Annotated in this window: 15 protein-coding genes; 10 read left to right on the top strand and 5 right to left on the bottom strand. The window is 60.6% G+C overall.

Translation table 11 applies throughout. From position 1 onward, the window contains the following. Nucleotides 1-92 precede the first annotated feature (92 nt). The 6 genes from KJF94_RS12000 to KJF94_RS11975 all read left to right on the top strand — a co-directional run bounded on the left by KJF94_RS12000 (nucleotide 93) and on the right by KJF94_RS11975 (nucleotide 12415). The gene (locus KJF94_RS12000) at nucleotides 93-1409 is read left to right on the top strand and encodes an MdtA/MuxA family multidrug efflux RND transporter periplasmic adaptor subunit (protein ID WP_214383652.1); all 1317 of its coding nucleotides are present in this window, start codon (nucleotides 93-95) and stop codon (nucleotides 1407-1409) included. Beyond that, nucleotides 1406-4510 carry an MdtB/MuxB family multidrug efflux RND transporter permease subunit gene (locus KJF94_RS11995; protein ID WP_214383650.1) on the top strand — a complete coding sequence of 1035 codons (3105 nt, stop codon included), beginning with the start codon at nucleotides 1406-1408 and terminating at the stop codon, nucleotides 4508-4510. Before KJF94_RS12000 ends, KJF94_RS11995 begins: the two co-directional genes overlap by 4 nt. Beyond that, nucleotides 4507-7614, top strand: coding sequence for an efflux RND transporter permease subunit (locus KJF94_RS11990; RefSeq protein ID WP_214383648.1), 3108 nt, complete (start codon nucleotides 4507-4509; stop codon nucleotides 7612-7614). The genes KJF94_RS11995 and KJF94_RS11990 overlap by 4 nt, the downstream gene beginning before the upstream one ends. Next, nucleotides 7611-9080 carry an efflux transporter outer membrane subunit gene (locus KJF94_RS11985; RefSeq protein ID WP_214383646.1) on the top strand — a complete coding sequence of 490 codons (1470 nt, stop codon included), beginning with the start codon at nucleotides 7611-7613 and terminating at the stop codon, nucleotides 9078-9080. The genes KJF94_RS11990 and KJF94_RS11985 overlap by 4 nt, the downstream gene beginning before the upstream one ends. A 266-nt stretch (nucleotides 9081-9346) precedes the next feature. After that, nucleotides 9347-11428, top strand: coding sequence for a putative bifunctional diguanylate cyclase/phosphodiesterase (locus KJF94_RS11980; protein ID WP_214383644.1), 2082 nt, complete (start codon nucleotides 9347-9349; stop codon nucleotides 11426-11428). Between the two features lie 240 nt (nucleotides 11429-11668). Further along, nucleotides 11669-12415: an SDR family oxidoreductase gene (locus KJF94_RS11975; RefSeq protein ID WP_214383642.1), complete on the top strand. Its 747-nt coding sequence runs from the start codon at nucleotides 11669-11671 to the stop codon at nucleotides 12413-12415. A gap of 150 nt (nucleotides 12416-12565) precedes the next feature. Here the strand turns inward: KJF94_RS11975 and mapR are convergent, their stop codons facing one another. The 3 genes from mapR to KJF94_RS11960 form a co-directional block, all read right to left on the bottom strand. Beyond that, the gene (mapR, locus tag KJF94_RS11970) at nucleotides 12566-13975 is read right to left on the bottom strand and encodes a GntR family transcriptional regulator MpaR (protein ID WP_214383640.1); all 1410 of its coding nucleotides are present in this window, start codon (nucleotides 13973-13975) and stop codon (nucleotides 12566-12568) included. A 165-nt stretch (nucleotides 13976-14140) separates the two neighbouring features. Then, on the bottom strand, nucleotides 14141-15571 hold the full coding sequence (gene ccoG, locus KJF94_RS11965) for a cytochrome c oxidase accessory protein CcoG (protein ID WP_214383638.1): 1431 nt from the start codon (nucleotides 15569-15571) through the stop codon (nucleotides 14141-14143). 196 nt (nucleotides 15572-15767) lie between these two features. After that, on the bottom strand, nucleotides 15768-16001 hold the full coding sequence (locus KJF94_RS11960) for a DUF3203 family protein (protein ID WP_214383636.1): 234 nt from the start codon (nucleotides 15999-16001) through the stop codon (nucleotides 15768-15770). Between the two features lie 121 nt (nucleotides 16002-16122). Here KJF94_RS11960 and KJF94_RS11955 point away from each other — a divergent pair, with 121 nt between their 5' ends. Beyond that, nucleotides 16123-16632 (top strand): MgtC/SapB family protein, encoded by a 510-nt coding sequence (locus KJF94_RS11955; protein ID WP_214383634.1) that lies wholly within the window; start codon nucleotides 16123-16125, stop codon nucleotides 16630-16632. A gap of 118 nt (nucleotides 16633-16750) precedes the next feature. On the opposite strand, the gene KJF94_RS11950 is transcribed toward KJF94_RS11955, so the two are convergent. After that, complete coding sequence (locus tag KJF94_RS11950; protein WP_214383632.1) at nucleotides 16751-16918, bottom strand: hypothetical protein; 168 nt, start codon at nucleotides 16916-16918, stop codon at nucleotides 16751-16753. Between the two features lie 216 nt (nucleotides 16919-17134). Here KJF94_RS11950 and KJF94_RS11945 point away from each other — a divergent pair, with 216 nt between their 5' ends. The 3 genes from KJF94_RS11945 (at nucleotide 17135) to glgB (ending at nucleotide 24909) form a co-directional block, all read left to right on the top strand. Then, nucleotides 17135-19129 carry an alpha-1,4-glucan--maltose-1-phosphate maltosyltransferase gene (locus tag KJF94_RS11945; RefSeq protein WP_214383630.1) on the top strand — a complete coding sequence of 665 codons (1995 nt, stop codon included), beginning with the start codon at nucleotides 17135-17137 and terminating at the stop codon, nucleotides 19127-19129. Nucleotides 19130-19333: 204 nt separating this feature from the next. Next, a complete protein-coding gene (gene treS, locus KJF94_RS11940) occupies nucleotides 19334-22675 on the top strand; it encodes a maltose alpha-D-glucosyltransferase (RefSeq protein WP_214383628.1) in 3342 nt (1113 codons plus the stop codon). A 2-nt stretch (nucleotides 22676-22677) separates the two neighbouring features. Beyond that, nucleotides 22678-24909, top strand: coding sequence for a 1,4-alpha-glucan branching protein GlgB (gene glgB / locus KJF94_RS11935; protein WP_214383626.1), 2232 nt, complete (start codon nucleotides 22678-22680; stop codon nucleotides 24907-24909). Between the two features lie 135 nt (nucleotides 24910-25044). Here glgB and KJF94_RS11930 read toward each other — a convergent pair whose 3' ends face one another. After that, entirely contained in the window at nucleotides 25045-26112 is a 1068-nt protein-coding gene (locus KJF94_RS11930; RefSeq protein ID WP_214383624.1) for an autotransporter outer membrane beta-barrel domain-containing protein, read from the bottom strand. Nucleotides 26113-26335 lie beyond the last annotated feature (223 nt).

The raw sequence follows: 26335 nt of genomic DNA, 5'->3' as shown, positions 1-26335 counted from the left end.
TAAGCCGAAGGTAAATTGCCGGTAAAGGCGCTTTGCTAAATACCCGCCAGTGCTTATCGTTCAGCCTCCCGTAGAAGAAGCCCACGCGCCCAATGGTTGATCATTCAATGCAATCCTCCGCTTCCCGTAGTCCTCGTCGCTGGCTGTTCGGCCTGCTTGTCCTGTTGGTCATCGCTGGCCTGTGCTGGAAATTCTGGCCCGGCAGCGCTGCGCCAAAAGAAGGCGCAGGGCAAAAAGCCGTGGCGGGGCACACTGGCCGTTCGGGCGGTATGCGTCCGGGTTTCGGTGGGGCGACCGGGCCGGTACCGGTGCGCGTGGCGCCTGCGGTCAAGGGTGACTTCCCGTTGTATTACAAGGCGCTGGGCACCGTGACGGCGTTGAACACCATCAATGTGCGCAGCCGGGTGGGCGGCGAGCTGATCAAGGTGTCGTTCGAAGAAGGGCAGATGGTCAAGGCCGGTGACTTGCTGGCGGAAATCGACCCGCGTCCTTACCAGAACGCCTTGCTGCAGGCCGAAGGCACCTTGCTGCAGAATCAGGCGCAACTGAAGAATGCCCAGGTCGATGTCGAACGTTATCGCGGCCTGTACCGCGAAGACAGCATCGCCAAGCAAACCCTGGACACCGCCGAAGCGCTGGTGGGCCAATATCAGGGCACGGTCAAGACCAATCAGGCGGCGGTCAACGACGCCAAACTAAATCTCGAATTCACCAGGATCCGTGCGCCGATTACCGGTCGTGTGGGCCTGCGTCAGCTGGACGTCGGCAACCTGGTTGCCGCCAATGACACCACGGCGCTGGCGATCATCACCCAGACCCAACCGATCAGCGTTGCCTTCACCTTGCCGGAAAACAGCCTCGACGTGGTGCTGGCCCGCTATCGCAGCGGCGCCAAACTGCCCGCCGAAGCCTGGGACCGTGGTGACACCAAAATGCAAGCCACCGGGGTGTTGCAGAGCCTCGACAACCAGATCGACGTCACCACCGGCACCCTGAAATTCAAGGCGCGCTACGAAAACCGTGATCAGGCGCTGTTCCCCAATCAGTTCGTCAACGTCCATCTGCTGGCCGACACCCTCAAAGACGTGGTGCTCGCACCCTCGGCAGCCATCCAGTTCGGCACCAATGGCACCTTCGTCTATGCGATGGATGGCGACAAGAAAGTCACGATCCGTCAGTTGAAAGTCGGCGCCAGCGACGGCGAAAACACGGTGATCACCGAAGGCCTGGCTGCTGGCGATCGCGTCGTCCTGGAAGGCACTGACCGCCTGAAGGAAGGCAGCGACGTGGAAGTGGTCAACGACAGCAAGGATGTGCCGACGACCCCGACAGAGCATCTGCAAGGCAAGTCGGCTGCCACCGCGCCTGACGCGACAGTGACTGACAAGGGCAAAAAGGGCGGCGCATGAACATCTCGCGGCTGTTCATCCTTCGCCCGGTCGCCACGACCCTGAGCATGCTGGCCATTATTCTGGCCGGTGTGATCGCCTATCGGCTGCTGCCGGTGTCGGCCCTGCCTCAGGTCGATTACCCGACCATTCGCGTGATGACCCTCTATCCCGGCGCCAGCCCGGACGTCATGACCAGCGCCGTGACCGCGCCGCTCGAACGTCAGTTCGGGCAGATGCCCGGCCTGACCCAGATGGCCTCGACCAGTTCCGGTGGCGCTTCGGTGCTGACCCTGCGGTTCAGCCTCGACATCAACATGGACGTTGCCGAGCAGCAAGTGCAGGCCGCGATCAACGCCGCCACCAATTTGCTGCCCAAGGACCTGCCCGCGCCGCCGGTGTACAACAAGGTCAACCCGGCGGACACCCCGGTGCTGACCCTGGCCATCACGTCCAAGACCATGCTGCTGCCCAAGCTCAATGACCTGGTCGATACGCGCATGGCGCAGAAAATCGCCCAGATCAGCGGCGTCGGCATGGTCAGCATTGCCGGCGGCCAGCGTCAGGCGGTACGGATCAAGGTCAACCCCGAAGCCCTCGCGGCCAACGGGCTGAACCTGTCTGACGTGCGCACCTTGATCGGTGCCTCCAACGTCAACCAGCCCAAAGGCAACTTCGACGGCCCGATCCGGGGCGCGATGCTCGATGCCAACGACCAACTGACGTCGCCCAAGGATTACGCCAATCTGATTCTGGCCTACGCTAACGGCGCGCCGCTGCGGCTCAAGGACGTGGCAGAAATCGTCGACGGTGCCGAGAACGATCGTCTCGCCGCCTGGGCCAATGAAAACCAGGCCGTGCTGCTGAACATCCAGCGCCAGCCCGGCGCCAACGTCATCGAAGTGGTCGACCGGATCAAGGCCTTGTTGCCGAGTATCACGGACAACCTGCCGGCCGGCCTCGACGTCACCGTGCTGACCGACCGCACCCAGACCATTCGCGCGTCCGTCACCGACGTGCAACACGAATTGCTGATTGCCATTGCGCTGGTCGTGATGGTGACGTTCCTGTTCCTGCGGCGTGCCAGTGCCACGATCATTCCTTCGGTGGCCGTGCCGCTGTCGTTGATCGGCACCTTCGGCGTGATGTACCTCGCCGGCTTCTCGGTGAACAACCTGACTCTGATGGCCCTGACCATCGCCACCGGTTTCGTGGTGGACGATGCGATCGTCATGCTGGAGAACATTTCCCGTTTCATCGAGGAGGGCGACAGCCCGCTGAACGCGGCGCTCAAGGGCGCCAAACAGATTGGTTTCACACTGATTTCCCTGACACTGTCGCTGATCGCGGTACTGATCCCGTTGCTGTTCATGGCCGACGTGGTGGGGCGACTGTTCCGTGAGTTTGCGATCACCCTGGCCGTGGCGATCCTGATTTCCCTGGTGGTGTCGTTGACCCTGACGCCGATGATGTGCGCGCGGCTGCTCAAGCGTGAACCCAAGGAAGAAGAACAGGGCCGTTTCTACCGGGCCAGCGGCGCAACAATTGATTGGATGATTGCGGCTTACGGTCGCAAGTTAAAGTGGGTTCTCAAGCATCAACCCCTGACGCTGCTGGTGGCGATCGGCACTTTGGCGTTGACCGTGTTCCTTTACATGGTCGTGCCCAAGGGCTTCTTTCCAGTGCAAGACACTGGCGTTATTCAGGGCATTTCCGAGGCGCCGCAGTCGATTTCTTTTGCGGCGATGAGTGAGCGGCAACAGGAACTGGCCAAGGTGATCCTGGCGGATTCTGCGGTGGAAAGCCTGTCGTCTTACATCGGCGTCGATGGCGACAACTCGACGTTGAACAGCGGCCGTCTGTTGATCAACCTCAAATCCCACAGCAATCGTGACTTGAGCGCCACCGAAGTGATTGCTCGTCTGCAACCAGAACTGGACAAGCTGGTCGGCATTCGCCTGTTCATGCAGCCGGTTCAGGACTTGACCATCGAAGACCGGGTCAGCCGTACGCAGTACCAATTCAGCATGTCGTCGCCGGATTCCGAGTTGCTCAGCCTGTGGAGCGGTCGCCTGGTCGAAGCGCTGGCCCAGCGGCCGGAGCTGACCGATGTTGCCAGCGATTTGCAGGACAAAGGCTTGCAGGTCTATCTGGTGATCGACCGCGATGCGGCGTCTCGGGTCGGTGTGTCGGTGTCGAATATTACCGATGCGCTGTATGACGCCTTCGGTCAGCGGCAGATTTCCACCATCTACACCCAGGCCAGCCAATACCGCGTGGTGCTGCAGTCGCAGTCCGGGGAGAAAATCGGCCCGGATGCGTTGAACCAGATACACGTCAAGACCACCGATGGCGGGCAAGTGCGCCTGTCCAGCCTGGCGCACATCGAGGAGCGTCAGGCGCAGTTGGCAATCACGCACATCGGTCAGTTCCCGGCGGTGATGATGTCCTTCAACCTCGCGCCCGGCGTGGCGCTGGGGCATGCGGTGGACATTATCGAACAGGTGCAGAAAGACATCGGCATGCCGATTGGCGTGCAGACCCAGTTCCAGGGCGCGGCCGAAGCGTTCCAGGCGTCGCTGTCGAGCACGTTGCTGCTGATTCTGGCGGCGGTGGTGACCATGTATATCGTGCTCGGCGTGTTGTACGAGAGCTACATCCATCCGATCACCATTCTCTCGACCTTGCCTTCGGCGGCGGTCGGCGCCTTGCTGGCGTTGCTATTCAGCGGGAATGACCTGGGGATGATCGCGATCATCGGCATCATCCTGCTGATCGGTATCGTGAAGAAGAACGCGATCATGATGATCGACTTTGCCCTCGACGCCGAGCGCAATCAGGGCATGGACCCGGAAACGGCGATCTATCAGGCGGCACTGCTGCGTTTCCGGCCGATCCTGATGACCACGCTGGCGGCGCTGTTTGGCGCGGTGCCGTTGATGTTGGCCACCGGTTCCGGTGCTGAACTGCGTCAACCGTTGGGTCTGGTGATGGTGGGTGGTTTGTTGGTGAGCCAGGTGCTGACGCTGTTCACCACCCCGGTGATTTACCTGTACTTCGACCGCCTCGGTCGGCGCTGGGGCCGCAAATCCGAATCCGCGGAAGTGGTTGAGCAGCCATGAACCTCTCCGGACCTTTCATCAAGCGCCCGGTCGCGACCATGTTGCTGAGCCTGGCGATCATGCTGCTGGGCGGTGTGAGCTTTGGTCTGTTGCCGGTATCGCCTCTGCCGCAGATGGACTTCCCGGTGATCGTGGTCCAGGCGAGTCTTCCCGGTGCGAGCCCCGAAGTGATGGCCTCGACCGTGGCTACACCGCTCGAACGTTCCTTCGGCACCATCGCCGGGGTCAACACCATGAGCAGCCGCTCCAGCCAGGGTTCGACCCGGGTGATTCTGCAATTCGACCTCGACCGCGACATCAACGGCGCCGCGCGGGAGGTGCAAGCGGCGATCAATGCCTCCCGTAACCTGCTGCCAAGCGGGATGCGCAGCATGCCGACCTACAAGAAGGTCAACCCGTCCCAAGCGCCGATCATGGTGCTGTCGCTGACCTCGGACGTGTTGGAGAAGGGCCAGCTCTACGATTTGGCCTCGACGATCCTGTCCCAGAGCCTGTCCCAGGTGCAGGGCGTGGGGGAAGTGCAGATCGGCGGCAGCTCCCTGCCGGCGGTGCGCATCGAACTCGAACCGCAGGCGCTCAACCAGTACGGCGTGGCGCTGGACGATGTGCGTAATACCATCGCCAACGCCAACGTGCGCCGGCCCAAGGGGTCGGTCGAAGACGGCCAGCGCTTGTGGCAGGTTCAGGCCAACGATCAACTGGAAAAAGCCAAGGATTACGAGTCGCTGATCATTCACTACAACGGCGGTGCGGCACTGCGGTTGAAGGATGTGGCCAAGGTCAGCGACGGCGTGGAAGACCGCTACAACAGCGGCTTCTTCAACGACGATGCGGCGGTGCTGCTGGTGATCAACCGTCAGGCCGGCGCCAACATCATCGAGACGGTCAACGAGATCAAGGCCCAATTGCCGGCATTGCAAGCGGTATTGCCGGCCAGCGTCAAACTGAACCTGGCCATGGACCGTTCGCCGGTAATCAAGGCAACCCTGCACGAAGCGGAAATGACCCTGTTGATTGCCGTGGCGCTGGTGATTCTGGTGGTGTTCCTGTTTCTCGGTAACTTCCGCGCCTCGCTGATTCCCACCCTCGCGGTACCGGTGTCGCTGGTGGGCACTTTCGCAGTGATGTACCTGTACGGGTTTTCCCTGAATAACCTGTCGTTGATGGCGTTGATCCTGGCCACCGGGCTGGTGGTGGACGATGCCATCGTAGTGCTCGAGAACATCACCCGGCACATCGACGAGGGCGTGCCGCCGATGAAGGCCGCTTATCTTGGGGCGCAGGAAGTCGGCTTCACACTGCTGTCGATGAATGCTTCGCTGGTTGCTGTGTTCCTGTCGATCCTGTTCATGGGCGGGATCATTGAAAGCCTGTTTCGCGAGTTCTCCATCACCCTAGCGGCCTCCATCGTGGTGTCGCTGGTGGTTTCCCTGACACTGACGCCCATGCTGTGCGCGCGTTGGCTCAAGCCTCATATGCCAGGTCAAGAAAACCGCCTGCAACGCTGGAGCCAGCGTGCCAACGAGTGGATGGTCGGCAAATACGCCACCAGCCTCGACTGGGTTCTGCGCCACCGGCGCCTGACCTTGCTCAGTCTTTTCGTGACAATTGGCGTGAATATTGTGCTGTATGTTGTTGTTCCAAAGACATTTATGCCGCAACAGGATACTGGCCAGCTGTCGGGTTTCGTGCGCGGTGATGACGGTCTTTCTTACAACATCATGCAGCCGAAAATGGAAATCCTGCGCCGCGCCGTATTGAAAGACGATGCGGTGGAGAGCGTCGCGGGGTTTATCGGCGGAACCAGTGGCATCAACAACGCTTTTATCCTGATCAAGTTGAAACCGATCAATGAGCGGGGCATTTCCTCGCAAAAGGTCATCGAGCGTTTACGCAAGGAAATGCCCAAAATCGCCGGTGTGCAGCTGATGTTGATGGCGGATCAGGACTTGCAGTTCGGTGGTGGGCGTGAGCAGACCACTTCACAGTATTCCTACATCCTGCAAAGCGCCGACCTTGGCGCGCTACGCGAGTGGTATCCAAAAATCGTGGCTGCGCTCAAGGCCTTGCCGGAGCTGACCGCAATAGACGCCCGAGAAGGGCGCGGTGCGCCGCAGGTAACGCTGATCGTCGATCGGGATCAGGCCAAACGCCTGGGCGTCGACATGGACATGGTCACCGCCGTCCTGAATAACGCGTACAGCCAGCGACAGATTTCGACCATCTACGACAGCCTCAACCAGTATCAGGTGGTGATGGAGGTCAATCCGAAATACTCCCAGGACCCGATTACCCTCAATCAGGTGCAGGTGATCACTGCCGACGGTGCCCGAATTCCGCTGTCGACCATCGCCCATTACGAAAACAGCCTGCAAGAGGAACGTGTCAGCCACGAGGGTCAGTTTGCGTCCGATAGCATTTCGTTCGACATGGCCGAAGGCGTGACGGTGGAGCAGGGTACCGCTGCGATCGAGCGGGCGATTGCCAAACTTGGCATGCCGGAAGACGTGATCGCGAAAATGGCCGGCACTGCCGACGCCTTCGCCGCGACGCAGAAGAGCCAGCCGTGGATGATTCTTGGCGCGCTGGTGGCGGTGTATCTGGTGTTGGGCGTGCTGTATGAGAGCTATATTCACCCACTGACGATCCTCTCGACCTTGCCGTCGGCCGGGGTCGGCGCGTTGCTGTCGATCTATGCGCTGGGCGGTGAGTTCAGCCTGATCTCGTTGCTGGGGCTGTTTTTGCTGATCGGTGTGGTGAAGAAAAACGCCATTCTGATGATCGACCTCGCATTGCAACTCGAACGGCATCAGGGCCTGGAACCGCTGGAGTCGATTCGCAGCGCGTGCCTGCAACGTCTGCGTCCGATTCTGATGACCACGCTGGCCGCGATCCTCGGTGCCTTGCCGCTGCTGCTGAGCCGTGCCGAGGGTGCGGAAATGCGTCAACCACTGGGCTTGACCATCATCGGCGGGCTGATTTTCAGTCAGGTGCTGACCCTTTACACCACCCCGGTGGTTTACCTCTATCTCGACAAACTGCGCCATCGCTTCAACCACTGGCGTGGGGTGCGTACCGATGCTGCTCTGGAAACTCCGCTATGACTGACCGTTCGCTAATCAAACTGTCTGCGCCGCTGATTACGGCCCGAGGCTCGCGTTTGTTGAGCCTGTCGCTGTGCGTGGCGCTGCTCAGTGCCTGCGCCATCGGCCCGGATTACCAGCGTCCGCAAGCTGCCGCGCCGGCGCAATACAAGGAAGCGGCCGGTTGGCGTCAGGCCAACCCAAGCGATTCCCTGGCCCGCGGTGCCTGGTGGGAATTGTATGGCGATCAACAACTGAACGGCCTGATCGAGAAACTCAACAGTGCCAACCAGACGGTTGCCCAGTCCGAAGCCCAATACCGTCAGGCCCAGGCGTTGGTGCGCAGCGCTCGCGGTGCGTTTTTTCCGACCGTGGACCTGACCGTCGGGAAAAACCGTTCCAGCCAGGGCACCGGCAGCAGCAGTTCGAGCCTGACCAGTTCCTCCAGTGGTATCCGCGACACCTATACCGCACAGGCGGGGGTCAGTTGGGAGGCCGATGTCTGGGGCAAACTGCGCCGAGGTCTTGAGGCGGACACCGCCAACGCCGAGGCGAGCTTTGCCGATCTGGCGGCGATGCGCCTGAGCCAGCAGTCGGAACTGGTACAGAACTACCTGCAGTTGCGCGTGATCGATGAGCAGAAACGACTGCTGCAAGCGACGGTCGAGGCCTATCAGCGTTCGCTGAAAATGACCGAAAACCAGTACCGCGCCGGTGTTTCCGGCAAGGACGCGGTGGCACAGGCCACCACTCAGCTCAAGAGCACCGAGGCTGACCTGGTCGATCTGATCTGGCAGCGTGCCCAGTTCGAGAACGCCATCGCCGTTTTGATCGGGCTGCCGCCGGCCGAGTTCAGCCTCGCGGAAACCCAGAACATCCCGGTCTTGCCTGAGGTGCCACTGAACCTGCCTTCGCAATTACTGGAGCGCCGCCCGGACATTGCTTCCGCCGAACGTTCTGTGATGGCGGCCAACGCCAACATCGGCGTGGCCAAGGCGGCTTACTACCCGGATCTGACGCTGAGCCTGAACGGTGGTTATAGCAGCAGCACGTCGTCCAACTGGATCAGCGTGCCGAACCGCTTCTGGTCGGTCGGCCCGCAACTGGCGATGACCTTGTTTGACGGCGGACAGCGGTCCGCCGAAGTCGACCGCAGCGAGGCAGCCTACGACGAAACCGTCGCCAAGTACCGCCAGACCGTGCTCGACGGCTTCCGCGAGGTGGAAAATTATCTGGTCCAGCTCAAGGTCCTGGAAAACGAATCTGCCGTGCGTCAACAGGCCCTGGACGCGGCGCGTGAGTCCTTGCGCCTGATCCAGAATCAGTACAAGGCCGGGTTGATCGCTTATCTGGATGTGGTGGTGGTGCAAGCCACGGCGCTGAACAACGAACGCAACATGCTGGACTTGTTGCAGAGCCGACTGATTGCCAGCGTGCAGTTGATTGCGGCGCTGGGTGGCGGTTGGGACGGCCAGCTCGACCTGTAGGAGCCGAGCTTGCTCGCGATAGCGGTGTACCAGCCGACATCGATGTTGAATGTGAATCCGTCTTCGCGAGCAAGCTCGGCTCCTACAGGACCGAGGGGTGTCCACGGACATCGTTCCAGAGGAATCACCAGTAATCAAACAAGCGTTTCATCGGGTTGATGGCCCTTTGCTAATTTTGTCAGTGCGTTCTTTCATGCAATCAGTACAATCGCCGGATTTGCCCCCCGAGAATGGAAGCAGTACGGCGGGTCGTCGCGAGAAGTCCCATGCTCATCGGTAGCTATTCCCCCACGCTGGTTGTCATCTCGCTCTTTGTGGCGATTCTCGCGTCCTATACCGCGCTCGACATGACCGGGCGCATTGCCACGGCCAAAGGCCGTGCGGTGCATTTGTGGACTGCCGGCGGCGCTTTGGCGATGGGCATCGGCGTGTGGTCGATGCATTTCATCGGCATGCTCGCGTTTGAACTGCCCATTGACCTCGGCTACGACGTCACACTGACGGCCCTGTCGCTGCTGACCGCGATTCTGTCCTGCGGCTTTGCCCTGTGGCTGGTCAGCCAGCCACAACTGCCGGGCTGGCAACTGGCGTTCGGGGCGCTGGCGATGGGCGCGGGCATCAGCGCCATGCACTACACCGGCATGGCCGCCATGCGCATGCAGCCGGGTATCGATTACGACCCGACACTGTTCGGCGCCTCTCTGCTTATCGCTGTCGGCGCGTCGGGCGCTGCGTTATGGATCGCCTTCCGCCTGCGCCGGCACACGCCTTACGTCAGTCTGTTTCGAGGCGGCGCGGCGGTGATCATGGGCATTGCCATTGTCGGCATGCACTACACCGCCATGGCCGCTGCGCGTTTTCCCGACGGCAGTTTTTGTGGTGCGGCGATCAGCGGATTGAACGGGAAGGGCCTGGACAGCCTGGTGCTGATCACCACGATGGCGGTGCTGAGCATTGCCTTGCTCACCTCGATTCTCGATGCACGCCTGGAGGCTCGCACCGCCGAGCTGGCCCACTCGCTGACAGAGGCTAATCGCGAACTCACCCAACTGGCGCTGCACGACACCCTGACCGGCCTGCCAAATCGGGTATTACTGGCTGACCGTATCGACCAGGCCATGTCCAGAGTGCAGGAGCAAGGTGGCTATTTTGCCTTGATGTTCATCGATCTGGACGGTTTCAAGCCGGTCAATGATGCATTCGGTCATCACATGGGTGACCAGTTGCTGCGTGAAGTCGCACTGCGCCTGCGTGAGGACTTGCGAAGCCAGGACACGCTGGCGCGGATTGGCGGCGATGAGTTCGTGCTGCTGGTGCAACTGGCCGATGAGCATGACGCACTGAATCTGGCGGCCCGACAAGTCGGGCTGATCGCGCGCTCGTTCCGTGTCGCCGAACATGATTTGCAGATCTCCGCCAGTGTCGGCATCGCCCTTTATCCGGGAAATGGCCATACCTGCGAAGAACTGCTGATGAATGCCGACGCGGCGATGTATCACGCCAAAGGCGCCGGTAAAAACGGCTACAGCTTCTTCGACGCCTCGATGAACAGCAACGCGCGCAAACAGCTGCAATTGCTGCAAGACCTGCGCAATGCAGTGGACCAGCAACAATTCAGCCTCTACTACCAGCCAAAATTCGACGCCAGCAACGGTCGACCTGTCGGCGCCGAGGCGTTGTTGCGCTGGGTGCACCCGACGCAGGGCATGCTGATGCCGGACAAGTTCATCGAACTGGCGGAGAAGACCGGGCTGATCATTCCGATCGGCGATTGGGTGCTCAACGAAGCCTGCCGGCAAATGCGCGAATGGTACGTGCTCGGTTATACCGACTGGCGCATCGCGGTGAACCTCTCCGCCTTGCAGTTCTGCCACGCAGGCCTGGTCCAAAGCGTCGCCAAGGCGTTGGCCACGCATCATTTGCCGGCCAACAGCCTGACCCTGGAAATCACCGAAACCACCGCCATGAGCGACGCCGATGCGAGCATGACGGTGCTTAACGAACTCTCGGAGATGGGTGTCGACCTGTCGATTGATGATTTTGGCACGGGCTATTCGAGTTTGATGTACCTCAAGCGCTTGCCGGCCAACGAACTGAAGATCGACCGGGGGTTTGTCCGCGACCTGGAACGAGACAGCGACGACGCGGCCATTGTTTCCGCCATCGTCGCCCTTGGCCAGGCGCTGGGTTTGCGCATCGTCGCCGAAGGCGTGGAAACCGATGTGCAGCAGGATTTCCTGACTCAACTCGGTTGCGACTCGTTGCAGGGTTACCTGCTGGGGCATCCGCTGCCGGCTGAGCGATTCATGGTGGATATTCTTCGCGCGGAGCAGTTGGCGGTAAGTTGACGCAGCCCTGTGGCGAGGGAGCTTTATGGCGAGGGAGCTTGCTCCCGCTGGGCTGCGAAGCAGCCCCAAAGCCATGCACTGCAGTACATCAGTTAAACCGCATACATTGTTTTACGACTGCTTCGCAGCCGAGCGGGAGCAAGCTCCCTCGCCACAGGACACCACAGACCCCATGCAAAACCCGTCAATGGCGGTTATTCTTGGCCCCGACTGCAAACGCTTGAACGGGGAAACGCTCGCATGGACAAAGTCATCGTCATCACCGGCGGCAGCCGCGGCATCGGCGCCGCCACAGCCTTGTTGGCCGCCGAACAGGGCTATCGGATCTGCATCAACTATCAATCCGACGAAGAAGCGGCACACCGTGTGCTTGAGCAAATCCGCGCCCTCGGCGCCCAGGCCATCGCAGTACGAGCCGACGTCAGCATTGAAGACGAAGTGATCGCGCTGTTTAACCGGGTTGACGCCGAACTGGGTCGGGTGACCGCACTGGTTAACAACGCCGGCACCGTGGGACAAAAATCCCGGGTGGACGAAATGTCCGAGTTCCGTATTCTCAAAACCCTCAAGACCAACGTCCTGGCGCCCATCCTTTGCGCCAAGCACGCCGTCCTGCGCATGTCCCCGAAACACGGCGGGCAAGGCGGCAGCATCGTCAACGTATCTTCGGTCGCCTCGCGCTTGGGATCACCCAACGAGTACGTGGATTACGCGGCCTCCAAAGGAGCGCTGGACAGCTTCACTATCGGCCTGTCCAAGGAAGTGGCCGGTGAAGGCATCCGCGTCAACGCCGTGCGGCCGGGCTTCATCTACACCGATTTCCATGCGCTGAGCGGTGATCCGGACCGGGTCAGCAAACTGGAATCGGCGATCCCGATGGCGCGCGGTGGCCGGCCGGATGAAGTGGCAGAGGCGATTGTGTGGTTGTTGTCGGATAAGGCTTCTTATGCGACAGGGACGTTTGTTGATCTTGGGGGCGGGCGTTAATCTCTGAAAGGTGCTGTGTCGGCGCTGGCCCCATCGCGAGCAGGCTCGCTCCCACAGGGTTTCGTGTCGACCGCAAAATCTCAATACACCTCGGTTCACTGTGGGAGCGAGCCTGCTCGCGATGGGGCCGGACCAGTCAACACCAAACCTTCAGAACGACCGCACAATCCGCCCCAACGTCTCCATCGCCTTCTCCGAAGCCTCATCCCAAGGGCTTCCATAATTCAACCGAATACAATTCCTGAAGCGCTGGGCCGGTGAGAAAATCGGCCCGGGCGCAATGCTGATCCCCTGCGCCAACGCCATCTGAAACAACTTCAACGAATCCATCTGCGCCGGCAATTCCAGCCACAGAAAGTAGCCCCCGGCCGGCTGACTGACCCGCGTCTGCGCCGGAAAGTAGCGCGCAATCGCCGCCAGCATCGCACTCTGCTGTTCTTCCAGCGCATAACGCAATTTGCGCAAATGTCGGTCGTAGCCACCATGTTGCAGGTAATCGGCAATGGCCGCCTGAGCCGGCATTGACGCACACAGCGAGGTCATCAGCTTCAACCGCTCAATCTTTTGCGCATACCGCCCGGCAGCCACCCAGCCAATGCGATAGCCTGGCGCGAGGCTTTTTGCGAAGGAGCCGCAATGCATCACCAACCCATCGGTATCGAACGCCTTGGCCGGTTTCGGTGCTTGTTGGCCGTAATAGAGCTCGGCGTAGACATCGTCCTCGATCAGCGGCACCTGGTGCGTGCGCAACAGCTCCACCAGTTCCTGTTTCTTCGCCTCGGGCATGGTCGCGCCCATGGGATTCTGGAAGCTGGTCATGCACCAGCAGGCCTTGATCGGGTAGCGTTCCAGGGTTTGCGCGAGCACGCCGAGGTCGATGCCATCGCGCGGGTGCACGGGGATTTCCACGGCTTTGAGTTTCAACCGTTCGAGGATTTGCAGGCAGGCGTAGAACGCCGGGGCTTCGATGGCCACCAGGTCACCGGGTTCGGTGACGGCTTGCAGGCACAGGTTCAGCGCTTCCAGCGCGCCGTTGGTGATCAGCAGTTCCTCCATGGGCAACATCAGGCCACCTACCATGTAGCGCAGGGCGATTTGTCGGCGCAGTTGCGGGTTGCCCGGTGACATGTCGGTGACGACCATGCGCGGGTCCATGTCCCGGGCGGCGCTGGCCAGGGAACGGGACAGGCGTTGCAGCGGAAACAGGGTAGGGCTGGGGAATGCCGAGCCGAACGGTACGGTGTTGGGGTCCTTGATCGAGTCGAGCACCGAGAACACCAGTTCGCTGACGTCGACTTCGGTGGATTCGTTGACCTGGCTGCTGATCACCGGCTCTGAAAACGGGCTCGGTGCATGGGTGTTGACGAAATAACCGGAGCGCGGGCGGGCACGGATCAGGCCACGGCGTTCGAGCAGGTAATAGGCCTGGAATACCGTAGACGGGCTGACGCCGTAGGTCTGGCTGGCGTAGCGCACCGACGGCACGCGTTGGCCGGGGCCGAGCACGCCGGAGCGGATCAGTTCAGCGATGTCATCGGCGAATTTTTCGTAGCGTTTCATCTAAGTCCCGCAATCGAATGGGTTCAATTAGCTGTTGTGGCGAGGGAGCTTGCTCCCGCTCGGCTGCGTAGCAGTCGTAAATCTTTGGGGGCGCTTCGCACTGGAGCGCCAGCCCGGCCCAACGGGAGCAAGCCCCCTCGCCACAGGGCACCGCAGTCTAAGGGATCAACGGTTCATCGGCGCAACAAACCGGCTGTTCGCGACGCTATAATTATCAGGTTCATCGCTGTCGACAATCTTGAAGATGATCGTCTGCGAACTGCTGCTCGGCCGTTCCGTGGTCATCGCCACGGACACCGGCACGTCAACAATCTCGCCGGGCGCCAGGCTCAGTTCGGTCTTGCCTTGCAGCTGGAAGCCGTCGCCGTCGACCAGGGTCAAACGGTAGTCCTGCCGTTGCTGGGTCTTGTTGATGACCTTCAGGCTGTAGATGTTTTCGATCTGCCCCTGACTGTTCTCGCGGAACAGGCCACGGTCCTTGCTGACGTCCAGCGAGACCATCGGCCGCTCGACAAGGGCCAGGGCGAGGGCGCCGACCATTACCAGCAACACCGCGGTGTATCCGATCAGTCGTGGTCGCAGCAGATGGGTCTTGCCACCTTGCAACTCGTGCTCCGAGGTGTAGCTGATCAGGCCACGGGCGTAGCCCATTTTGTCCATGATCGAATCACAGGCGTCGATACACGCGGCGCACCCGATGCACTCCATTTGCAGGCCATCGCGAATGTCGATACCGGTCGGGCATACCTGCACGCAGAGCTGGCAGTCGATGCAATCCCCGAGGCCGACTTCGACAGGGTTCACGTCACGTTTGCGCGGGCCACGGTTTTCGCCACGGGCGACGTCGTAGGAGATGGTCAGGGTGTCTTTGTCGAACATCACGCTCTGGAACCGCGCATACGGGCACATGTGCATGCACACCGCTTCACGCAGCCAACCGGCGTTGATGTACGTGGCACCGGTGAAGAACAGCACCCAGAACAGGCTGACGCCGCCGATCTGCAAGTTCAGCAGTTCTTCGGCCAGTGGACGGATCGGTGTGAAGTAGCCGACGAAGGTCAGGCCGGTCAGCAAACTGATCGCCAGCCACAAGGTGTGCTTGGCGGCGCGGCGCATCAGTTTGTTCAGGCCCCAGGGCGCGGCTTGCAGTTTGATCCGCTGGTTGCGTTCGCCTTCGGTGATCTTCTCGCACCACATGAAGATCCAGGTCCAGGAGCTCTGTGGGCAGGTGTAGCCGCACCAGACGCGTCCGGCAAACACGGTGATTGCAAACAGGCCGAATGCCGCAATGATCAGCAGCGCCGACAGCAGGATGAAATCCTGGGGCCAGAAGGTCGCGCCGAAGATGTGGAATTTGCTTTCGGAAAGATCCCAGAGCACCGCCTGGCGGCCGCCCCAATTCAACCAGACCGTGCCGAAAAACAGCAGGAACAGAAAACCCGCGCCGCTCATGCGCAGGGTGCGGAACAGGCCGGTGAAGCTACGGGTGTGGATCAGGTTGTCGCTGGACTTGGCCTTCATCTTTGGACGCGAAGGCTCATAGCTGTTTACTAGCGGGGCACTTTCTACGGTTCGGACGGGGATTCTTTCGCTCATGGTCTTTCGCTCATCAGCCTCCATCAGGCCGGGTCACTATGAGCGTCGATCTGTTTGCATAACAGACTCAGGTGTCTCAATAAAAAGCGGATCAGATGAGCGCTGAGCCGCTGCCTGCGACAACTTGATGCACCCGCCACAACGGGACGCGGGCGCCTATAACACGCGCCCGCAGGGGGGTGTTGATCCGGGTCAGTCAAATCACCGAATCACTGTCCGTGGCCTTCAAATGCCGGCGACCGTCCACCGCGCCTGCTACGGTCATTGCATCGGCTTCTGCTTCGGTGATGTAGATGCGCTGACCTTCGAGATCCACCGCCGACATGGCTTTTTCGCCGTCAGTGACGATGGTGACGTCGGGACACAGGCGGATTTCTTCGCCGTTCTCGGTGGTGAAGAAGCAGGTCTGGTTTTCGATGCGCACAGTCATGGAGAGGTCCTTTTTTCTGCGGGTTCTACAGGGTTAGGGCACAACCGGCGGCCATCGTTCTGTGCAACCGATTAATGGTCGGCGCGGTCCATCCTTTATCGATCTTTACAGGGATTGCACCATGGATGCCTGGTGGCATGAAGTTTGGGTGACGCTGCAAGCGGAGTTCGCCGACATCGGCGACGCTTCACAACTGACACGTGTAACCGTGAGACTGCTGATAGCCGCCGTGCTGGGCGGGATTCTCGGTTTCGAGCGCGAGCAAAAGGGCAAGGCCGCCGGTGTGCGTACGCACATGCTGGTGGCGCTCGGTGCCGCGCTGTTTGTGCTGGTGCCGCAGATGTCCGGCTCCCAGGCCGATGCCATGAGTCGGGTGGTGCAAGGGGTGATCGCCGGGATCGGCTTCCTCGGCGCCGGGACCATCCTGAAAAACCAGGAAGGCGATGAAGGCCATGTGAAAGGCCTGACCACCGCCGCCGGGTTGTGGATGACTGCGGCCATTGGTGTTTCGGCTGGGTTGGGGCGTGAAGCGACGGCGGTGCTCAGTACGTTGCTGGCGCTGGCGATATTCAGTGTGATGCCGAAGATCGTGAAGATGCTCGACAAGAACGGGCAGGAAGATAAGCCCTGACGGACCGCTCATTGTGGCGAGGGAGCTTGCTCCCGCCGGCCGGTCCGCGCTCGGGCGCAGCAGTCGTAAGTTTTTGGGGGCGCTTCGCACCCCAGCGGGAGCAAGCTCCCTCGCCACATTACTCGGGCGCGACGATCACCGGCGGCATGGTTGCCGGCGGATCTTCCCTCGGTGGCGGGGTAGTGCCCGGCGGCTCCTGCTCGGGCACTGGCGCAGGCTCGGTGGGCGGAATCGTCGGGCTGTCGATGTTCGGATCGGGTGTTTCGGCCGGGATTGGAATACTCATCGTTGAAGCCTCCAGTGGCAGATGGCGCAAGTCGTGCTTAAGTGGATTGACCACTGCACACAGGAATTGATTCCACCGGAGATGCGGGCAAATTCACGTGAACTTTACCGAGGCCTGTCGCTCGGAACCTAAGTGAGTTCATTCCGGGGCCGATGGCTTTGCGCAAATGACGACCCCGCACAAGAGCGTCCATGGGGCGTAAAGGAGAGATGCTCGATGACTGCCGAAAAACCGACAGAGCTGAACTACAACCCTCATATGCCGCTGTCGCAGGCTCTACTGCTACCGCGTATCGCCATTGAAAACACCATGCCGACCCTTGATAACGGGCAATTTGCCGTTAAAGCGGTGGTGGGTCAGGACGTGGTGGTCACGAGCAAAGTCTTCGCCGACGGGCACGACAAACTGGCCGTCCGGGCTCGCTGGCGTGCTGCCGACGATGAAACCTGGCAAAGCGAAGTCATGGGTGAACTGGGCAATAACGGTTATCAAGGCCAGTTCCGCGTCGAGCGTCAGGGCCGTTATGTGTTCTGCATCGAGGCCTGGATCGATCAGTTCGCCAGCTTCTGCTATGAGCTGGAGAAGAAGCACTCCGCCCGTGTGCCCGTCAGTCTTGAGCTGCAGGAAGGTCGCACCCTGGTTCAACAGGCGGCCGAACGCACCGAAGGCCAACTGAGTGAGGACCTGGCAGCGCTGCACCATGAACTGGCCGGGTTGCTCGAAATCGAGCAGGTGGCGCTGTTTCTGCACCAGCGTAGCGCCGACCTGATGGCTCAGGCCGATCACCGCGCCTATTTGAGCCTCAGCCCCGAGTATCCGCTGGACGTCGAACGTGAGATCGCGCAGTTCGCCAGTTGGTATGAGTTGTTTCCGCGCTCGATCACCGACGATCCGGCCCGCCACGGCACCTTTAACGACGTGCATTCGCGGTTGCCGATGATTCAGGACATGGGTTTCGACGTGCTGTATTTCCCGCCGATCCACCCGATCGGTCGCAGCTATCGCAAAGGCCCGAACAATGCCCTCACAGCCGGCCCTGACGATCCGGGCAGCCCGTATGCCATCGGCAGCGAAGAGGGCGGGCACGAGGCGATCCACTCGGAACTGGGCACCCGCGAAGACTTCCGTCGACTGGTAGCCGCAGCAGCCGACCACGGCCTGGAAATCGCTCTCGACTTTGCCATTCAGTGTTCCCAGGATCACCCGTGGCTCAAGCAGCACCCGGGCTGGTTCAACTGGCGGCCGGACGGCACGATCAAATACGCCGAGAACCCGCCGAAGAAATACCAGGACATCGTCAACGTCGATTTCTATGCCGTCGAGGCGATTCCCAGCCTCTGGGTCGAACTGCGCGACATTGTGGTGGGTTGGGTCGAAGAGGGCGTGAAGATCTTTCGCGTCGACAACCCGCACACCAAACCGTTGCCGTTCTGGCAGTGGCTGATCGCCGATGTGCGCGCGTTGTACCCGGAAGTGATCTTCCTCGCCGAAGCGTTCACCACACCAGCGATGATGGCGCGCCTGGGCAAGGTCGGTTATTCGCAGAGCTACACCTACTTCACCTGGCGCAACACCAAGTACGAACTGTCGACCTATTTCACCGAGCTCAACGAGTCGCCGTGGCGCGAATGCTATCGGCCGAACTTCTTCGTCAATACACCGGACATCAACCCGGCGTTTCTGCACGAGTCCGGGCGCGCCGGTTTTCTGATCCGTGCGGCCCTGGCGACCATGGGCTCCGGGCTGTGGGGCATGTATTCGGGTTTCGAACTCTGTGAAGCCGCACCCGTACCGGGGAAGGAGGAATACCTCAACTCCGAGAAATACGAAATCCGCCCGAGGGACTTCAATGCGCCGGGCAACATCATTGCCGAGATCGCCCAGCTCAACCGCATACGCCGGCAGAACCCGGCCCTGCAGACGCATCTGGGCCTGAAGGTCTATAACGCCTGGAACGACAACATCCTGTATTTCGGCAAGCGCAGCGAGGATGGCAGCAACTTCATTCTGGTCGCCGTCAACCTCGATCCGCATAACGTTCAGGAAGCGAATTTCGAGTTGCCGCTGTGGGAAATGGGTTTGCCCGACGACGCCAGTATCCAGGGCGAGGACTTGATGAGCGGTCATCGCTGGACGTGGCACGGCAAGTACCAGTTCATGCGGATCGACCCGGCGCATCAGCCGTTCGGGATCTGGCGGATCACGGTTTAAACAGACTGCCCGCTCTTGTGGCGAGGGAGCTTGCTCCCGCACGGCTGCGAAGCAGTCGTAAATCCTGTGGATGCGGTTTATCAGAACGAATGCAGGGGCCGCTTCGCAGCCCAGCGGGAGCAAGCTCCCTCGCCACAAAAGAGCCTCCTTCGGCAGCCTGTGTGCTTCGGCGGGTGGCTTTATTGAATTCAACAGGAGTTTCAAATGGCGAAGAAACCCAAGGCTGCCACCTTTATCAAGGACCCGCTCTGTTACAAGGATGCAGTGATCTACCAGGTTCACGTTAAGTCTTTTTTCGACTCCAACAACGACGGGATCGGCGACTTTCCCGGTCTTATCGCCAAACTCGATTACATCGCCGACCTCGGTGTCAACACCATCTGGCTCCTGCCGTTCTACCCCTCGCCACGGCGTGATGACGGCTACGACATTGCCGAATACCGTGGCGTGCATTCCGATTACGGCACCATGGCCGATGCCAGGCGCTTTATCTCAGAAGCCCACAAACGTGGCTTGCGGGTCATCACCGAACTGGTCATCAACCACACCTCGGACCAGCACGCCTGGTTCCAGCGGGCGCGCAAAGCCAAGCCCGGTTCGGCGGCGCGGGACTTTTACGTCTGGTCCGATGACGATCAGAAATACGACGGCACTCGCATCATCTTTCTCGACACCGAGAAATCCAACTGGACCTGGGACCCGGTCGCCGGCCAGTACTTCTGGCACCGTTTCTATTCGCACCAGCCGGATCTGAATTTCGATAACCCGCAAGTCATGAAAGCCGTGCTGTCGGTGATGCGCTACTGGCTCGACATGGGCATCGACGGTTTGCGGCTGGATGCAATTCCGTACCTCATCGAACGGGACGGCACCAACAACGAAAACCTGCCCGAGACCCATGACGTCCTCAAGCAGATCCGTGCCGAAATCGATGCCAATTACCCCGACCGCATGCTGCTCGCCGAGGCCAACCAATGGCCGGAAGATACGCAGTTGTACTTCGGTGACACCGACGCCAAAGGCCTCAACGGCGACGAATGCCACATGGCCTTCCACTTCCCGCTGATGCCGCGCATGTACATGGCGCTGGCCCAGGAAGACCGCTTCCCGATCACCGACATTCTGCGTCAGACCCCGGAGATTCCAGCCAATTGCCAGTGGGCCATTTTCCTGCGCAACCACGATGAGCTGACCCTGGAGATGGTCACCGACAAGGAGCGAGACTACCTGTGGAATTACTACGCGGCCGACCGTCGGGCGCGGATCAACCTTGGGATTCGCCGCCGTCTCGCACCGTTAATGGAGCGCGATCGTCGCCGTGTGGAATTGCTCAACAGCCTGCTGCTGTCGATGCCCGGCACGCCGACCCTGTATTACGGCGATGAAATCGGCATGGGCGACAACATCTACCTCGGTGACCGCGATGGCGTGCGTACGCCGATGCAATGGTCGATCGACCGTAACGGCGGCTTCTCCCGCGCCGATCCGGCCAGCCTGGTGCTGCCGCCGATCATGGACCCGCAATACGGTTACCTGTCGGTCAACGTCGAAACCCAGGCCGGTGATCCGCATTCGCTGCTGAACTGGACCCGACGCATGCTCGCCGTGCGCAAGCAATCCAAGGCGTTCGGGCGCGGCACGCTGAAAATGCTGTCGCCGAGCAACCGGCGGATTCTGGCCTATACCCGAGAATTCACCGGGGCTGACGGCAAGCACGAGATCATTCTGTGCGTGGCCAACGTGTCCCGTAGCGCGCAAGCGGCGGAACTGGACCTGTCGGCCTACGTCGGCATGGTGCCGGTGGAGATGCTGGGCGGTAACGCGTTCCCGCCGATCGGCCAGTTGAATTTCCTCCTGACCCTGGCGCCTTACGGTTTTTACTGGTTCGGACTCGCAACGGAGAATCAAATGCCTAGCTGGCACGTAGAACCGGCGCAAAGCCTGCCGGACTTCACCACTCTGGTGCTGAAAAAACGTATGGAAGAACTGCTCGAAACGCCGTCCCGCGGCACGCTGGAGCAGGGCATCCTGCCAAACTGGCTGCAGAACCGACGCTGGTTCGCCGGCAAGGACGCGGCCATCGACAAGGTCAACCTGGCCTACGGCGTGCGTTTCGGTGATGCGCTGCATCCAGTGCTGCTGAGTGAAATCGAAGTCACCAGCGGCGGCCAGACCAGCCGTTATCAGCTGCCGTTCGGCTTCATTGCGGATGATCAGGTGGGCCCCGCGTTGCCGCAGCAACTGGCGCTGTCTCGGGTGCGACGCGGTCCGCAGGTGGGTTTGATCACCGATGCATTCAGTCTTGAACACTTCATCCGCGCAGTCTTGCAAGGCATGCAGGACAACACCGTGCTGCCTTCCGATGGCGGCGAGATTCGCTTCGAACCGACTGCCGAGCTGACCAGGCTGGGCCTGACGGCTGAATCGGAAGTGCGTTACCTGTCGGCCGAACAGTCCAACAGTTCGGTGGTGATCGGCAGCAGCCTGGTGCTCAAACTGATCCGCAAGGTCGCCTCGGGCGTGCACCCGGAGCTGGAAATGAGCGCGTACCTGACTGGTGCAGGCTTCGCCAATATCTCGCCGTTGCTGGGGGCGGTGGTCCGCCGCGATGCCAAGGGCGAAGACAACCTGCTGATGATCGCCCAAGGCTATCTGAGCAATCAGGGCGATGCGTGGGAATGGACGCAGAACAACCTCGAACGGGCACTGCGCGACGAACTCGCCGATGCCATGTCCGAGCAGGAACAGCATTACAACGCCCTCGGCGAACTGCGTGACTTCGCCGGCATGCTCGGTCAGCGTCTGGGGGAAATGCATCAGGTGCTGGCAGCGCCGACGGACAATCCGGACTTCGCTCCGCAAGTCACCACGCAAAAAGATGCCCTGGCCTCGGCCAAGGATGTCGCCGCGCAACTGGAGCACGCGCTGAAGTTACTCAAGCAGCATCAAAACGAACTGAACCCGGCGGACAAAACCCTGGTCACTCGTTTACTGGACAACAAAAAAGCCATCCTCGGTCACGTCCAGGAATTGGGCAAAAAGGCGACCGGTGGTTTGCGCATTCGCGTCCATGGCGACTTGCACCTGGGGCAAGTGCTGGTGATCAAGGGCGACGCTTACCTGATCGACTTTGAAGGTGAACCGGCGCGGCCACTGGCCGAACGGCGCGGCAAGCACAGCCCGTACAAGGACGTCAGCGGCGTCTTGCGCTCGTTCGACTACGCGGCGGCCATGGCGATCAACGTGCACAACGTCGATAACACCGCCGATGCCCGGACAGCACGGCTGCGGGTCTCGGACCGCTATTTAAATGAGGCGAAACAGGCATTTGTCGACGCTTATCGGCTGGCGGCAGCTAGTCTTGCTCATGCGTGGCAAGATCCGGAAGGCGAGGACGCCGCGCTGGCGTTGTTCGGTCTGGAAAAAGCGGCGTATGAGGTGGCCTATGAAGCAGAAAATCGGCCCACCTGGTTGCCCGTGCCTTTGCACGGTTTATATGGATTATTGAGTGGGCTTAAACCCTTTTCCGATCTTGGTGGAGAGTAGTCATGAGTTTCTCGAACAAGGAACAGGGTCACGCTAAAGAGGCGTTACTGCCCAGATCGCGGGACATCGACGCGCTGGTACGCGCCCAGCATCAAGACCCCTTTGCAATTCTCGGCCCCCATGGCGACGACGCCGGTGGGCAGTTCATTCGGGCTTATCTGCCTGACGCATTGAGCGTGCAGGTGTTGGCCAAGGATTCCGGGGAAGAACTCGGCAGCCTTGAGGCCACCGAAACGCCCGGGCTGTTTGTCGGGCATTTCGATCGGGCGCAGCCGTATGTGCTGCGCACGCGTTGGGCGGGCGGCGAACAGGTTTCCGAAGACCCTTACAGCTTCGGCCCGTTGCTCGGTGAAATGGACTTGTACCTGTTCGCCGAAGGCAATCACCGTGACTTGAGCAGTTGCCTGGGTGCGCAGCTGAAAAACGTCGACGGTGTCGACGGCGTGCGTTTCGCCGTGTGGGCTCCGAATGCCAAACGGGTGTCGGTGGTTGGTGACTTCAATAACTGGGACGGCCGTCGCCACCCGATGCGCCTCCGTCACCCGACCGGCGTCTGGGAGTTGTTCATCCCGCGCATGCAAGCGGGGGAAGCCTACAAGTACGAGATTCTCGGTGCCCACGGCATTTTGCCGCTCAAGGCCGATCCGATGGCGCTGGCCACCGCGCTGCCGCCGGACACCGCGTCGAAGGTCGCTTCACCGCTGAATATCGACTGGCAGGACCACGAGTGGATGCAGGCCCGGGTCGAGCGTTCAAACCCCAGTGCACCGCTGTCGATCTACGAATTGCACGCCGGCTCCTGGCAGTGCGAGCTGGATGATCTGGGCGAAGTGGCCCGCCAGTACACCTGGCATGAGCTGGGCGAACGGTTGATTCCGTACGTCAAGGAACTGGGTTTCACCCACATTGAACTGATGCCAATCATGGAACACCCGTTCGGCGGCTCGTGGGGCTATCAACTGCTCTCACAGTTTGCCCCGAGCGCCCGTTACGGTTCGCCGGATGATTTCGCGGCGTTCGTCAACGCCTGCCACCTGGCCGACATCGGCGTCATTCTCGATTGGGTCCCGGCGCATTTTCCGACCGATACCCACGGTCTGGCGCAATTCGACGGCACCGCGCTGTACGAATACGACAACCCGCAGGAAGGCTTCCACCAGGATTGGGACACGCTGATCTACAACCTCGGCCGCACCGAAGTGCACGGCTACATGCTGGCCTCGGGGCTGCACTGGCTCAAGCATTTCCATGTCGATGGCCTGCGCGTCGATGCGGTGGCGTCGATGCTGTACCGCGATTACTCGCGCAAGGCCGGCGAGTGGGTGCCGAACCGTCACGGCGGTCGGGAAAACCTTGAAGCGATCGACTTCCTGCGCCACCTCAACGACGTGGTCAACCTGGAAGCACCCGGCGCGCTGGTAATCGCCGAAGAATCCACGGCGTGGCCCGGCGTCAGCCAGGGCACGCAACAGGGTGGTCTGGGTTTCGATTACAAATGGAACATGGGCTGGATGCACGATTCGCTGCACTACATCCAGCAAGACCCGGTGTACCGCGCACATCACCACAACGAACTGAGTTTCGGTCTGGTGTATGCCTGGTCCGAGCGCTTTATCCTGCCGATCTCCCACGACGAAGTGGTCCACGGCAAACACTCGCTGATCGACAAGATGCCCGGTGATCGCTGGCAGAAATTTGCCAACCTGCGGGCGTACCTGAGCTTCATGTGGGCGCATCCGGGCAAAAAACTGTTGTTCATGGGGTGCGAGTTTGGTCAGTGGCGCGAGTGGAACCACGATCAGCAACTGGATTGGTACTTGCTGCAGTATTCGGAACACAAAGGCGTGCAGAAACTCGTCGGCGACCTGAACCGGTTGTACCGCGAAGAGCCCGCCTTGCATGACCAGGACGACGCGCCGCAGGGGTTCCAGTGGTTGATTGGCGATGACGCGATCAACAGCGTTTACGCGTTTATGCGCTGGAGCAAGGATGGGCGGCCGGTGTTGGTGGTGGCTAACTTTACGCCGGTGCCGCGTGAGGGCTATCGGATTGGCGTGCCGTTTGCCGGGCGGTGGACTGAAGTGATCAATAGCGATGCGGCGATGTATGCCGGGTCGAATTACGGGAACAGTGGCGGAGCGTTTACCGAAGAAGAGGCGAGCCACGGCCAGGCGTTGTCGCTGGTGCTGAATCTGCCGCCGTTGGCGGTGTTGATGTTGCGGCCGGAGGGTTGATCTAGTACCGAAGCGCTGCCATTCGCGAGCAAGCCCGCTCCCACATTAGATTCGTGTCGTACACAGAGCCAATGTGGGAGCGGGCTTGCTCGCGAAGACGTTCGACCCGACACCGAATCTCTCAAGGCAAAACGCTCACCACCGCATCCGCACACCCAGACTGCCAATCAACCCATTCAAATCATTGTCATCCACATCACTGCTGTAATCGGCGCTGAAGTACAGACTTACGGCGGGTGTCACTCTGGCCACCAGCCCCAACCCCACTTCGACGGTTGATGAGTAGCGGCTGCTGCTGATCTTGTCGACCTGATCGAGGGTCACTGTATTGCCGGTGTACACCGTGTGCCACAAGTTGGTCCGCACATACGGTTCAACCGCGAGGCCGTTGATGTCGTAACTACCTTTCAATCGCGCGCCGACCCGGCCGCTCCAGGAGGTCAGGTCGCTGGACGACGCATTTTCCGATCCTGCGTAGGGCGTGTCCAGCGTGATTCGCTGATTGATCAACTGCGCCTGGGGTTCAACGACCCAGTTGTCGCTCAGACCAATCGGAAAGCCGCCTTCCACCGAGAAGGTGACTGCGCTGCCTTCGGTGACTTGCCGGGCGCCTTGTTCGCTGCGGCTGATGCCGTTGACCCGGCCTCCGCTGGCCGTCAAATCCACGTGCCAGCCTTGGGGGCCGGTCAAGCTGTAGTAGGCACCGAGGCTCTGACCTTGCAGGTTAAGCGTGTCGGTGTTGGGGGCGGCGAGGGCGCGACTGGTCAGCAGGCCGTTGCCGTTACTCTGGAACTGACTGGTGCCGCCGATCAGACCGAACTGCTGGGTATGGCCGCTGCCACTTTGCAGCGTCAGGATCGCCGGACCTTTGAGTTGATTGGCGCCAGGCAACGTGAAGCCCTGGGACTGGTAATCGGTTAGAGCCTGTCGCGACGCCTGTCCGTAAAGCTGATCCCAGGCCGAAGGCGCAGCGTCTTCGATCGTCAGGTGTGAACTTCGCAAATCAGGATTGGCGCTGAAGCGGCCGGGGTAGGTTGATGCGAGCGCGGGCAAGGTAAGCACCGGGACCTCCTGGTCATACCAGGGGGTTGTTTCTTCCTCGGCAGGCGAGGCCTGCACTTCCATGGATGAGCACAGCAGGAGTGAACTCGAGACAGTGCAAAGAGTGACTTTGATCTCTTGTGAGGTGAAAGAAGTTTTCATGGAGGTCTACCTTGCAGTCGCATGCGGAATCTCGCTCTGGCGTCTCTCCTACCCCGAATGAGGGGCGACCGAATGGAGTGGGGCAAGCCTTCGCCCGCCCGTTTTCACGGGTGTCTGATGGTTTGCCTCAGGTGTTACTTCCGGGGGTAGTACGGTGAAGCTAAGAAGACTCAAAGCTCCGCGTCAAGAAAATGAACGATGAGTGGTATAGCTTATTTAGCCA

Origin of the sequence: Pseudomonas hormoni (assembly GCF_018502625.1) — a bacterium.
Taxonomy (GTDB): Bacteria; Pseudomonadota; Gammaproteobacteria; order Pseudomonadales; family Pseudomonadaceae; genus Aquipseudomonas; species Aquipseudomonas hormoni.
The sequence above is the reverse complement of the archived record's forward strand: the minus strand, read 5'-3'. Positions and strand labels throughout refer to the sequence as shown.